Origin of the sequence: Glutamicibacter sp. BW78 (genome assembly GCF_002332245.1) — a bacterium.
Classification (GTDB): Bacteria; Actinomycetota; Actinomycetes; order Actinomycetales; family Micrococcaceae; genus Arthrobacter_H; species Arthrobacter_H rhombi_A.
In genome coordinates, this window is sequence record NZ_NRGU01000014.1 from 24,526 (window position 1) to 36,979 (window position 12,454).

The 12,454-nt window shown below is 65.5% G+C and carries 9 protein-coding genes; 4 read left to right on the top strand and 5 right to left on the bottom strand.

Features of this window, described 5'->3' with window-relative positions; all coding sequences use genetic code 11:
- The first annotated feature begins 117 nt into the window (after positions 1-117).
- Positions 118-906 carry an alpha/beta fold hydrolase gene (locus CIK75_RS02580; RefSeq protein ID WP_096223128.1) on the top strand — a complete coding sequence of 263 codons (789 nt, stop codon included), beginning with the start codon at positions 118-120 and terminating at the stop codon, positions 904-906.
- Positions 899-1,354: a hypothetical protein gene (locus CIK75_RS02585; protein ID WP_096223151.1), complete on the top strand. Its 456-nt coding sequence runs from the start codon at positions 899-901 to the stop codon at positions 1,352-1,354. The genes CIK75_RS02580 and CIK75_RS02585 overlap by 8 nt, the downstream gene beginning before the upstream one ends.
- Here CIK75_RS02585 and CIK75_RS02590 read toward each other — a convergent pair.
- Positions 1,351-2,316 (bottom strand): ROK family protein, encoded by a 966-nt coding sequence (locus CIK75_RS02590; protein ID WP_096223129.1) that lies wholly within the window; start codon positions 2,314-2,316, stop codon positions 1,351-1,353. The two genes, CIK75_RS02585 and CIK75_RS02590, sit on opposite strands and share 4 nt — an antisense overlap.
- A 140-nt stretch (positions 2,317-2,456) precedes the next feature.
- Here CIK75_RS02590 and CIK75_RS02595 point away from each other — a divergent pair, with 140 nt between their 5' ends.
- Positions 2,457-4,268 (top strand): long-chain fatty acid--CoA ligase, encoded by a 1,812-nt coding sequence (locus CIK75_RS02595; RefSeq protein WP_086994542.1) that lies wholly within the window; start codon positions 2,457-2,459, stop codon positions 4,266-4,268.
- A 104-nt stretch (positions 4,269-4,372) separates the two neighbouring features.
- On the opposite strand, the gene CIK75_RS02600 is transcribed toward CIK75_RS02595, so the two are convergent.
- From CIK75_RS02600 to CIK75_RS02610, 3 genes are all read right to left on the bottom strand, one after another.
- Positions 4,373-5,794 carry a mycothione reductase gene (locus tag CIK75_RS02600; RefSeq protein WP_096223130.1) on the bottom strand — a complete coding sequence of 474 codons (1,422 nt, stop codon included), beginning with the start codon at positions 5,792-5,794 and terminating at the stop codon, positions 4,373-4,375.
- Between the two features lie 5 nt (positions 5,795-5,799).
- Positions 5,800-7,125 carry a MinD/ParA family protein gene (locus tag CIK75_RS02605; RefSeq protein ID WP_096223131.1) on the bottom strand — a complete coding sequence of 442 codons (1,326 nt, stop codon included), beginning with the start codon at positions 7,123-7,125 and terminating at the stop codon, positions 5,800-5,802.
- Between the two features lie 112 nt (positions 7,126-7,237).
- Positions 7,238-10,684: a pyruvate carboxylase gene (locus tag CIK75_RS02610; RefSeq protein WP_096223132.1), complete on the bottom strand. Its 3,447-nt coding sequence runs from the start codon at positions 10,682-10,684 to the stop codon at positions 7,238-7,240.
- Positions 10,685-10,943: 259 nt separating this feature from the next.
- Between CIK75_RS02610 and CIK75_RS02615 the strand changes: the two genes are divergently transcribed.
- Positions 10,944-11,765, top strand: coding sequence for a ParA family protein (locus CIK75_RS02615; RefSeq protein WP_096223152.1), 822 nt, complete (start codon positions 10,944-10,946; stop codon positions 11,763-11,765).
- Between the two features lie 95 nt (positions 11,766-11,860).
- On the opposite strand, the gene CIK75_RS02620 is transcribed toward CIK75_RS02615, so the two are convergent.
- Positions 11,861-12,448, bottom strand: a complete 588-nt coding sequence (locus tag CIK75_RS02620; RefSeq protein WP_198962379.1) for a MerR family transcriptional regulator — start codon at positions 12,446-12,448, stop codon at positions 11,861-11,863.
- Between the last annotated feature and the right edge of the window lie 6 nt (positions 12,449-12,454).

Genomic DNA, 12,454 nt, shown 5'->3' on the forward strand with positions numbered 1-12,454 from the left:
AGCCTTCCGCCGGGCAGGTCGTCGGGCGCCCGCCTCGCACGGACCCCATGTCGGTTAGGCTCTACTCTAGGCACATATTCACCCCGGGGCACGATCCCCGGCCTGCTTGGGAGCGCTATGGAATTCTCGGCAACGGCCCCATCCGACGCGTCCGAAGGCTTCCGGGTCCGTGGTGGCAACGGCGATGCGGTCTTGGTGATCCACGGTTTTACGTCCAGCCCGCGCAGTATGCGCCCCTGGGCCGACGCCCTCCTGATGGGCGGCTATACGGTCTCCCTTCCGGTTCTGCCCGGGCATGGGAGCACGTGGCAGGACCTGGCCAGGACCCCCCGCTCCGCCTGGACAGCCGCCGTCGAGGCCGAATTCGATCTGCTGGCCGCTTCACACCGCAAGGTTTTCGTCGTGGGTCTGTCCATGGGCGGGACGCTGGCCCTGCACTTGGGAATCACTCGGAAACCGGCAGGGCTCGCCCTGGTTAACCCGGCCCTGAGCATGGTGGACCGGACCGCGGCACTGACCGGGGTTCTGAAACACTTCATCCCCTCGGTCCCCGCCATCGCCAACGACATTGCCCGTCCCGGCCAGGATGAGGGCGCCTACCCGCGGACCCCGGTGGCCGCGGTGCACGAACTACGGCAGCTCATCCACGCGACGCGGAAGAACCTCAGCGCCATCGAAGCCCCGGTGTTCGTTTTCCGCTCGGTGGTGGACCATATCGTTTCCGAGGCGGGTTTGAATGTCCTGCGACGCGAATTGGTGGGCATGCACCCTTCCGGGGTGCCGCGGCTGCAGCTGAGGTATCTGGAACGTAGTCTGCATGTCGCGACCCTTGATTACGACGCCGCAGCGATCTTCGACGGCTCACTCGCCTTCTTCGACGCCCTGGGAGGCCATGCTCATGGCTGAGGACAACTCGCGCTCCCCCCGCGATCGGGCCGCCGACGAGGCCGCCTGGCAGGATCTGGTCAGCCGGCTCGATGACGTCGGTGTGGATATCGATCCGGACACCGAGGCGACCGCTTCGCCGGCCCCGGAACCGGAGCCTCTCGATGAACCGGTCCCTGTGCTCCGGCCAGCCGGAGGGCCGCGCGATTACGAACTGCTCGAGGAGCCCGAGGAGGACTGGACGCCGGAGGATCCTCCGGCCTTGGGCTCGGGAAATCCGCTGACGGTCCTGGCCTGGACCTGTGCCGCAGGGGCACCGATCGCCCTCTTGCTCTTGGCCATCCTGTGGCGTTCGGCCCCGATGGGGGTCTGGTTGACCTTATGCGTGGTCTTTGTCGCTTCCGCCGGCTATCTGGCCTTCAGGCTCCCGCGGCACCGTCAGGAAGGCGATAACGGCGCCAGGGTCTAACCGGTCTGCCGGGCGAGATCGGCGGCACCGATGAGTCCGGCATCGGCCCCCAGCCCCGCCTGCCGGATGTCGGCGAAGGGCCGGTACCCGCGGCCGGTGAGGTTCTTCCGGTACGACGTTTCGGCTTCCTCCAGCAGACGAGTGGAGGCCGACCCCAGACCGCCACCGATGACAAAGGTCCCGGGATCCAAGGCCGCGGCCAGATTGGCTAGTCCCAGGCCCAACCATTGGCCGGCATCAATGATGAGCTCCTGGCAGGCAGGATCCCCCGCGGCTGCCAATTCGGTCACCAACGCCCCGTTGATGGCCTCCACGTCCCCTTCCGCCGCGTCCAGCAGCGTATGGGCCACCGGGGAGTTGGCCCGGGCCAGTTCGCGGCCTTCACGCCCCAGGGCGTTTCCGGAAGCATATTGTTCCCAGCATCCACGGTTTCCGCATTCGCAGCGGTGGCCTCCGGGGTGGATGACCTGGTGGCCAAACTCGCCGGCCAACCCAAAACGACCTCGTCGCAGCTGCCCTCCGGCGACCAGCGAACCGCCGATTCCGGTGCCGAGGGTCAAGCACACCAGATTCGGTTCCCCCTGTCCGGCACCAAAACGGTATTCCGCCCAGCCTGCCGCGTCGGCGTCGTTGACCACGCAGACCGTGCCGCCCAGGACGGTGGCCAGCCGGTCACGCAGGGGTTCATTGCGCCAGGCCAAATGCGGGCTGAAGAGCACGGTGCCCGTTTCGGGATTCATCCAGCCGGCCGCCCCGACGCCGATCGGGGCGCGGGGGGCCCAGCGACGCAGTCCGGTCACGAGGTCCACCACCGCCTGTTCGACCTGTTGGGGGCTGGAGCCGGGGGTCGAATGCTGGGCGCGGTGAAGGAGTTTCCCTGCCTCATCGACGATGCCCCCGGCGATTTTTGTGCCGCCGATATCCAGTCCGATGGCCCAGTGGGCGTCCCGAGTCGTGCCCATGGCGATTCCCTTCCCTGGCCCGATGTTGGCACCGTAAGTTACTAGCGAGTAGGTTAGTGATACAACACACTATGCTTGGATGACGATCCCCATCGTCAGATGTCCAATCTGAAGAGCCTACTGAAGTAGAGGAGCACATCGTGCGAGAGTTCAGCGTACCCCCGCTCGTGGTCAGCCCCGCGACGTCCAACACCACGGATTTCGTGCTGGAAAAAGCGAACGGGACCAACCCGATGCTGTTCTCGCGGCCCGATGGTCACGGCGGATGGATCGATGTCTCGGCCCGGGAGTTCAGGGACGATGCGAGCGCCCTGGCTAAGGGCCTGATCGCCTCGGGGCTCGAGAAGGGCTCCCGGGTCGGCATCATGTCCCGGACCCGCTACGAGTGGACGCTGGTCGATTTTGCGATCTGGTTCGCCGGATGCATTTCCGTTCCGGTCTACGAGACCTCCTCCCCCAGCCAGGTTGCCTGGATCCTCGGCGATTGCGGTGCCGCGGCGGCCATCGTTGAGTCACCGAACCACGAGAACGTGATCCGTCAGGCCTCCATTCAGGAGCAGCTCGAAGACATCGACCATATCTGGCAAATGGAAGGAGACGGGCTCGACGTCCTGCGCACCGCCGGCGCCGATATCAGCGACGAGGAACTCGAAGCACGCCGCTCCTCCATGGGGCTGGAGACCGTGGCAACCATTATCTACACCTCGGGCACCACCGGGCGTCCCAAGGGCTGCGAGTTGACGCACCTGAACTTCGTGGAACTCTCCCGCAATGCCCAGGCGGCCCTGCCCGAATGCGTGCATGAGGGTTCCTCGACCATCATGTTCCTGCCCCTGGCCCATGTGTTCGCCCGCTTCATCTCGGTACTGGCCGTCGCCGGTGGGGCCAAGGTCGCCCACACCCCCGACATCAAGAACCTGCTGCCTGACCTGCAGGGCTTCAAGCCCACCTTCATTTTGGCCGTCCCCCGGGTCTTCGAAAAGGTCTACAACTCCTCGATGCTCAAGGCCGAGGATGCCAGCAATGTGAAGGCGAAGATCTTCCACGCCGCGGCGAAAACCGCAGTGCAGTACTCCCGCGCCCACGGCGAGGGTTCGGTGCCGCTGGCGTTGAAGCTACGCCACGGACTCTTCGATAAGCTCGTCTTCTCGAAGATCCGCGAGGCCATGGGCGGACGCATCCAGTACGCGGTCTCCGGTGGCGGCCCGCTGGGCGAACGCCTCGGACACTTCTTCAACGGTGCCGGTTTGATGATCCTCGAGGGCTACGGCCTCACCGAGACCACCGCCCCCATCACCGTGAACACCCCGAGCAAGCTAAAGATCGGCACCGTCGGCAAGCCGTTGCCCGGCAACGCGGTGAAGATCGCGGACGACGGCGAGATCCTCACCCAGGGTGTCTGCCTCATGGCCGGATACCATAACCGTCCCGACCTGCGGGCCGAGGCGTTCGACGGCGATTGGTTCCGGACCGGAGATATCGGTGAACTCGACGAAGACGGGTTCCTGAAGATCACCGGACGCAAAAAGGAAATCCTCGTGACCGCCAGCGGGAAGAACGTGGTTCCCGGCTTGCTCGAGGACCAGATCCGTGCCGATGCCCTGGTCTCCCAGGCACTGGTGGTCGGGGATAACCGTCCGTTCATCTCGGCCTTGGTCACCCTCGACGAAGAGGCCCTACCCGGCTGGTTGAGCCGCCACCAGCTCGGTTCTTTGACCGTGGCGCAGGCCTCCGAGCACCCCAAGGTCCGTCAAAACGTCCAGGCCGTCATCGACAAGGCCAACCAGACGGTTTCCCATGCCGAGGCCATCAAGGCCTTCCGCATCGTCCCCACGGACTTCTCCGAGGCTTCCGGCCACCTGACCCCTTCGTTGAAGGTCAAGCGCGGCCAAGTGCTCAAGGACTTCGAAATGGTCGTCGAGGAGATCTACTCAGCCAAGAAACCTTCCTGACCCTCTGAGGGCCCCGTCGCCGACGCCGGGGCCCTCAGCCAGAAGGCCGGGCCACGCATGCTGCGTGGCCCGGCCTTTTCTGCGTGCACCGATGTGTCGCTTCGCTACAGGGGCGCGTCCTGGCCAAACGGCAGGTCCAGACCCAAGAGGGCATTCTCCACGACCTCGGTCAGCGCGGGGTGGATCCAGAACGGACGCCGCGCCATCTCGATCACCCCGAGCCCCGTGGCCATGGCCTGGATCAGTGGTTGGATGAGGATCGAGGCCTCGTGGCCCATCACATGGGCGCCGAGCAGCAGACCCGTGGAACGGGAGGCGACCAGCTTGACAAGGCCTTCCTGGTCTTCCATCGCCCACCCGTAGGCAGTGGAGCCATAATCCTGCACGACGGTCACGACGTCCTCGGGGTCCTGCGCTTGGGCCCGGGCCTGTTCGGCGGTGAGACCCACCGCGGCAATCTGCGGATCGGTGAAAACCGCCGCCGGGACGAACGAACGGTCGGTGGAGCGAAGGTTCGTGGGATGTTCGAGGTTATGGGTCACCACCCGTGCCTCGCGGTTGGCGACATGTTTGAGCTGGTATTCATTGGAGGCATCACCCAAGGCATAGCATCCGGGCACGGCCTGCCCGCCGGAGAGCACGCGCTGGTACTCGTCCACCGCCAGGCGGCCATCGGGTTCGAGGTCCAATCCGGCAGCCTCCGCGTGGAGCCGGTCCGAGTTCGGCACCCGGCCCGTGGCCATCAGCACGACGTCGGCCCTCACCTCGACGGGCCCGTCTGCGGTCTCGAAATGCCCGGTGACGCTTCCGTCGTCGTTCTCGGTGACAGCGCTGAGTGCATGATCCAGCTTCAGCGTCCAGCGTTGCCCCGCGGCCCGTGTGAACCTCCTGGAGATCTCCTCATCGTGATGGCGCAACAAAGCCGAGGAACGGTTGACCTGAATGACCTCGGAACCCAAACCGTGGAAGACATGGGCGAATTCGGCGGCAATGAAGCCACCACCAACAATCAGCACCCGTTCCGGCAGCGCCTCCAGACGCATGACGGTATCGGAGGTGTGGACCTGGGGTAGCTCGACACCGGGAACGTCAGGCAGCACGGCACGGGACCCCGAGGCCAGGACGACCTGGTCGGCGGTGATGACCTGTCCGGATTCGGTGACCAGCGTGTGGGGGTCCCTCAGGCGTACCGTTTCGGTGTAGACGTCCACGTTCTCGAGTTCCTGGTCCCGGTAACGCAGACCGTCGGCCGAGATGGCATCGATCCTCCCGAAGATCCTGTCCCGGATCCCCGGCCAGTCGGTGCCGCGGTGTTCCAGGTCGACGCCGAGCCGGGCTGCCTGCGCGGTGGAGGCGGCCAGGGTGGCCGGATACACGAACATCTTCGTGGGGATGCACCCCACGTTCAGGCAGGTTCCACCAAAGATCCCGGCATCGATGATGGCGACCTTCTGGTCGTCCCAATAACCGGTGATCAGTGAGTTGCCGGAGCCGGATCCGACGATGGCGAGATCGTAGTGGGTCAAAAGATTCAGCCCTTCAGCTCGTCGACGACCAAGGCAGCCAGCTCCATGACCGCGTCCCGTGTGCCCGGCTTCAGCCGGTCCAAGGAGACCCGGGAGCCCTCGGCCAGATGCGGATCGTGCGGCAGGCGGACGACGGTGGCCACCCGGGAACGGAAATGCGATTCGATCTCTTCCACGTTCACGCCGCGACCTGTTCCGGAGGACTGGTTGATGACCACGATCGCGTTCTTCGCCAGCTCGGTGCGTCCATGCGCCTCCAGCCAGGACAGCGTCTCGGAAGCCAACCTTGCTTCGTCGACACTGGCACCGGAAACCAAGACGACGGCATCGGCCTTTTCCAAGGTGCCCTTCATGACGGTGTGGACCATCCCGGTCCCGGAATCGGTGAGCACGATGGAGTAGTACTTCGAAAGCAGATCGGTGACGGCACGGTAGTCGGCGTCATCGAATGCTTCGGCCACCCGCGGATCGGTATCCGAGGCCAACACATGCAGACGCGAACCCTCCCGGGCTGCGTAGGAGGAGAGCTTGGCGAAGGTGTCCACGCTGAAACGGTGTTGGACCAGGTTCCGGGCGGTGAACTCCGATTTGCCCGGTGAGCGGTCGCTGAGCGTGCCGCGGTCGGGGTTGGCGTCCAGGGCGATGATCCGGTCCTCACGAATCTGGGCCAGCGCCATGCCCAGCAGGGTGGTTACGGTGGTCTTACCGACGCCTCCCTTCCGTGAGAGGACGGGGACGTAGCGGGTGGTTCCCGGCAGCGAGGCGGAAATCCGGTGGTGCATTTGCCGGCGGATCCGCACGGCGTCGGAATCGCCGACGTTGACCTTGCCCAGCGAGGCGCGGAACAGCAGGCGACGCCAGCCGCCCACGGGTTCGCGGTTCCGGGGTTCAAGGAGCCGGTCAGCCGTTAGTTGCGAGGCGCTTTCGGGTGCCGCTGCCTGCGTGGTCTGGTCGCTTCCGGATCCGACGTCCGCGGTGGTCGTGGCGGTGTCCTGGCCGGTGGCCGGGTAGTCGTCGGCCGCCTCGGCGCTGTCGGTCTTCGGCTCTGGCTGGTGCGTCGGCGCTGCGGGGATGACGACCCCGTGGGCTTGCGGGCGGGCCTGGGAAGTTTCCGTTGCTGCTGTTTCGTCGTCGTGCTGCACCGGCTGCCAATCGGAGAGATCCGGTAGGTCGGCGGCTCCGTGGCCGGCACCTGCCGGCTTCAGGTCCTCGCCCGGTTCCCCTGCCGCAGGGCCTGTTCCGGTCTCCGAGGCATCCAGCTCGTCTTGCGGAGCCGGTTCCGGGTTCTCCGGGGCTTCGTCGTCGTCGTGGTTCTGGTGGGGCTGGGTCATGGCATCCTCTGCGGAAAGTACTGGCTGTAGGAACGTCAGCCATCACCCTAACGCAAGACGGGACGCCCACCTGTTGTCGGTGGACGTCCCGTGGCGGGCGGATCCTGCGGTTCTAGGCCTCCAGAACCACCAGGAGATCCCCGCCCTGGACCTGAGCGGTGCCCTCTATGGCGATACGTGTCACCTTGCCGCCGGCGGGCGAGGTGATCGCCGCCTCCATCTTCATGGCCTCGATGGTGGCGATGGTGCCCCCTGCGGGGACGATGTCACCCACTTCGACCGATGCGGTCACGGCGCCGGCGAAGGGTGCAGCCACGTGCCCCGGATTCGCCGTATCCGCCTTTTCCGCGGCCTTGACCGTGGATTCGACGTTGTCGTCACGGACCGTGATCTGGCGCATCTGCCCGTTCAAGGTGCACATCAGGGTGCGCATGCCCTTCTCGTCGGGTTCGGAGATGGCCTGCAAGGTCACGAGCAGGCGCACCCCCTTACCCAGGGAGATCACATGTTCGGCGTGCTGGACCAGCCCGTAGAGGTAATCGCGGGTGTGGAGCAGCGAAACATCGCCGTATTCGGCCCGCAGCTTCTCGAAGTCACGGGTTGGTCCGGCGAACAACAGCCGGTTCAGGGTTGCGCGGCGGGTCGTCGAATCCCCGGCCAGGCCCTGCTGGTCCTCGGGTTCGAGTTCCTCCACCCGGACCTTGACGTTGCGTCCCTGCAGGGCCTTGGTCCTGAAGGGTTCGGGCCACCCGCCGGGCGGATCTCCCAGTTCCCCTGAAAGGAACTGAATGACCGAATCGGGGATATCGAATTCTTGGGGGTTGGCCTCGAATTCCTTCGGGTCCACGTTCATGCCCACCAGCTGCAACGCCAAATCTCCGACGACCTTTGAGGACGGGGTCACCTTCACCAGCCGGCCCAGGATCGCATTGGCTGCGGTGTACATCTCTTCGATGTCCTCGAAGCGCTCGGCCAGGCCCAGGGCCTTGGCCTGCTGGCGCAGGTTCGAGAGCTGGCCACCGGGGATCTCGTGGCGGTAGACCCGCCCTGTCGGCCCCGGCAAACCCGATTCGAAGGGCCCATACATGGCACGGACCGCCTCCCAATACGGTTCCAGCGAGGCAGCAGCCTCCAGGGAGATGCCGGTATCGCGTTCGGTATTGGCCAGGGCGGCGACCAATGCCGATTCGGAGGGCTGCGACGTGGTCCCGGCCATGGAAGCCACCGCGACGTCGACGGCGTCGACCCCGGCGTTGGAGGCCGCCATGAGCGTCGCCAACTGTCCACCTGCGGTGTCATGGGTGTGCAGGTGCACCGGCAGGTCGAAGCGTTCGCGCAGCGCGGTCACCAGCTGGGCGGCTGCCGCGGGGCGCAGCAACCCAGCCATGTCCTTGATCGCCAGGATATGGGCGCCGGCGTCGACGATCTGCTGGGCCAGGTCCAAGTAGTAGTCCAGCGTGTAGAGCTTCTCGTCGGGGTCCAGCAGGTTCCCGGTGTAGCAGAGGGCCACCTCCGCGACAGCTGTCCCGGTCTCGCGGACCGCCTTGATGGCCGGAGCCATCTGCGACACGTCGTTGAGCGCGTCGAAGATGCGGAAGATATCGATTCCCGCTGCCGCCGCTTCCTGGACGAAGACATCGGTCACCTCCGTCGGGTACGGAGTGTATCCGACGGTGTTGCGTCCGCGCAGGAGCATTTGTAGCGGAATATTCGGCAGCTCGGCGCGCAGCAGTTCCAGCCGCTTCCACGGATCCTCACCCAGGAATCGGAGCGAGACATCGTAAGTCGCTCCTCCCCAGACCTCCATGGAGAACAGCTGCGGCAACGTGTGGGCGTAGGCAGGGGCCGCGGCGATCAGATCACGGGTGCGCACGCGGGTGGCCAGCAACGACTGGTGGGCGTCACGGAAGGTGGTGTCGGTAACCGCCAGCTCGGTGCGTGAACGCAGTTCGGCGGCGAAGCCCTCCGGCCCGCGATCGAGCAGTACCTGACGCCAGCCGGACGCCGGCTCGTGTTCCGAAGGGCCATCGAAGGGGCTGCGCATCGGCTGGTCTGATTTATCGCCCGGGTAGTACGGCAGCTTCTGTCGCGGGTCCAAGCCCTCGCGGCGTGGGCCGTTGGGCTGGTTCACGGTCACATCGGCCAGGAACGACAAGGCCTTGGTGCCGCGGTCCTGGCTACGGTTGCCCTCGAGCAGGTCAGGACGCGAATCGATGAAGTCTGTGGCGACATCACCGGCGATGAACTGTGGGTCGTCGAGCACGTTCATCAGGAACGGGATATTGGTGGCCACGCCACGAATCCGGAATTCCGCCAGCGCCCGGCGGGCCCGGCGCACGGCAGCTTCGTAGTCGCGGCCGCGGCAGGTGAGCTTGACGAGCATGGAGTCGAAATGGGGAGACACCACGGCACCGGTGTAGATGGTGCCACCGTCCAGTCGGACGCCCGAGCCGCCGGCCGAACGGTAGACGGTGATCGTGCCGACGTCGGGGCGGAACCCGTTGGCGGGGTCCTCGGTGGTGATACGGCACTGCAGCGCGGCGCCGCGGATCCGCAGCTGGTCCTGGTGGATGTCCAGATCCGACAGCGATGCCCCGGCAGCGATACGCATCTGGGCGGAGACCAGGTCGATGTCGGTGATCTCTTCGGTGACCGTGTGCTCGACTTGGATCCGGGGGTTCATCTCGATGAACACATGCTCCCCGGCGCGCTCCCCCACCGTGTCGACCAGGAATTCGACGGTTCCCGCGTTCTGGTATTTCAACGCCTTGGCGAACTTCACGGCATCGGCATAGAGGGCCTGACGGATGTTTTCGTCCAGGTTCGGGGCCGGGGCGATTTCCACGACCTTCTGGTGGCGGCGCTGCAGCGAGCAATCCCGCTCGAAGAGGTGCACCACATCTCCGTGGGCATCGGCGAGGATCTGGACCTCAATATGACGCGGGCGCAGGACGGCCATTTCCAAGAACATGGTGGGGTCGCCGAAGGCGGTGGCTGCTTCACGCATGGCAGCATCCAGGGCTTCGGGAAGCGCCTCACGGGTATCCACCCGGCGCATGCCGCGACCGCCGCCGCCGGCGACCGCCTTGACGAAGATGGGGAACCCGATTTTATCGGCTTCACCGATGAGCCATTCGGCGTCGTCGCTCGGTTCGGAGGAGGCCAGGGTCGGAATACCCGCCGCCTTGGCTGCCTTCAGCGCCTGAACCTTGTTCCCTGCCAGTTCCAGCACATCGGCCGGCGGTCCGACGAACGTGATGCCTGCTTCTTCGGCGGCCCGGGCCAGGTCGGGGTTCTCCGACAGGAATCCATAGCCCGGGTAGATCGCATCCGCCCCGGAATCCTTGGCAACACGGATGACTTCTTCCACATCCAAATAGGCGCGGACCGGGTGGCCCTCCTCGCCGATCTGGTAGGCCTCATCGGCCTTCTGGCGGTGGATGGAGCCGCGGTCCTCGTAGGGGAAGACGGCAACCGTCTTGGCACCCAATTCGTAGCCGGCACGGAATGCGCGAATCGCGATTTCTCCGCGGTTGGCTACCAAAACCTTTGAAAACATGGTTCTCCTGCATGGTGTCTGTTCGGACAGGACGAACGCAACGGTCTCCCCGAAAATCGGGGGGTTTTGCCTCCGTGCGTCAGGCGCGAAGCGTAGATTCAAGCCTGCGCTCACCCTACAGTGGCCCAACACACAGCTGAAACTGTATTTCTTCATGACCTGAGCCACACCGTGACTGGGGAGGCGTCGAATGGTGGGCTCACCCTATGATGGATGGGAGCCGAATCAGCATAAACACAGTAAGGTCGTGGTCCGTTCCGTGCAGGTCGTGAGCATCAGCAGTCTCAAGGGTGGCGTTGGTAAGACGTCGGTCACCCTCGGTTTGGCGTCGGCGGCGCTAGCCGCCGGTATCCCGACCCTGGTGGTGGATCTGGATCCCCACGCCGATGCCAGCACCGGTCTGGGTGTGGAACCCAACGGTGAGAACGGCATCGGACATCTGCTCAAGAATGCCCGGCGGGGCGATATTACCGCCACCGCCGTCACCAGCCCGTGGACCACGAGGGCACCGGAAGTCTCCACCAGTACCGGACCGGCCATTCTCGACGTTGCCGTTGGAGGGGCCTTCAGTGGCATCTATGACCGCCCCGATCTGCGGTTGCGCCACCTGCGCCGCCTGAAGCAGTTGCTCTCGCGCCAGACCCGCTACGAGCTGGTGCTGATTGATTGCCCGCCGTCGTTGAACGGCCTGACGCGGATGGCCTGGACCGCAAGCAATGACGTGCTGCTCGTGGCAGAACCCAGCCTGTTCTCGGTGGCCGGAACCGAACGCACCCTGCGTGCCCTGGAACTCTTCCGCAGCGAATTCGTCCCGGGGCTGCAGACCGCAGGAGTGGTGGCCAACCGGGTCCGCCAATCCTCGGCCGAACAACGTTTCCGGCTCGAGGAAATGCGCACCATGTTCGGTGACGCTCTCCTCTCCCCCGTCTTGCCCGACCAGGCGAACTGGCAGCAGATCCAGGGGGCCGCCTACCCCGTCCACCAGTGGCCTGGCGATGCCGCCCGCCAGTCGGCAGCGCGTTTCGATGAACTCCTGTCAGGTCTCACCAGCGGCCCGGCCCGGAGCGGCACAGACACCTAGAGGCCCCGGACCCACCGACAAGAAACGGCGCGCACCCCGCAGGGTTGCGCGCCGTCGTCGTTTCCCGGTGCTGGGCACCGGGGCCGATCACGGTTCTAGCTCGCCGACTTCTTGGCCGCCCGACGACGCGCCAGTTCGTCTCCGGGGAAGACCTCTTCCTCGACGACTGCGTGTTCGCTGGGTAGTTCGGCCAAGCTGCCTTCAACTTCGCGCCAGACACGGCCGACGGCGATGCCGAAGACTCCCTGTCCGCCCTGTACCAGGTCGATGACCTCGTCGGCCGAGGTGCATTCGTAGACGGATGCCCCGTCGCTCATCAACGTGATCTGGGCCAGGTCCTCCACCCCACGCTCGCGGAGGTGTACGACGGCGGAACGGATCTGTTGGAGGGAGACCCCGGTGTCCAGCAGTCGTTTGACGACCTTGAGGACCAGGATGTCCCGGAAGCTATAGAGTCGCTGGCTGCCGGAGCCGGCGGCCCCGCGTACTGCCGGCTCGACCAGCCCGGTGCGGGCCCAGTAGTCGAGCTGACGGTAGGTGATGCCCGCCGCCTTGCACACCACGGTGCCGCGATATCCTGCGCCTTCGTCCAGGACCGGCAGATCCTCAGTGAACAGCAGGCCCTGGGAATTGACTCCGGTGCGCGTCTGGCCTGGGCCTGACGCCCCGCTATGCTCACCTATCGGACT

Excerpts from the sequence above, each read along its gene's own strand:
- CIK75_RS02580 (WP_096223128.1), top strand. The coding sequence starts at position 118 with ATGGAATTCTCGGCAACGGCCCCATCCGACGCGTCCGAAGGCTTCCGG.
- CIK75_RS02585 (WP_096223151.1), top strand. The coding sequence starts at position 899 with ATGGCTGAGGACAACTCGCGCTCCCCCCGCGATCGGGCCGCCGACGAG.
- CIK75_RS02590 (WP_096223129.1), bottom strand. The coding sequence starts at position 2,316 with ATGGGCACGACTCGGGACGCCCACTGGGCCATCGGACTGGATATCGGC.
- CIK75_RS02605 (WP_096223131.1), bottom strand. The coding sequence starts at position 7,125 with ATGACCCAGCCCCACCAGAACCACGACGACGACGAAGCCCCGGAGAAC.
- CIK75_RS02610 (WP_096223132.1), bottom strand. The coding sequence starts at position 10,684 with ATGTTTTCAAAGGTTTTGGTAGCCAACCGCGGAGAAATCGCGATTCGC.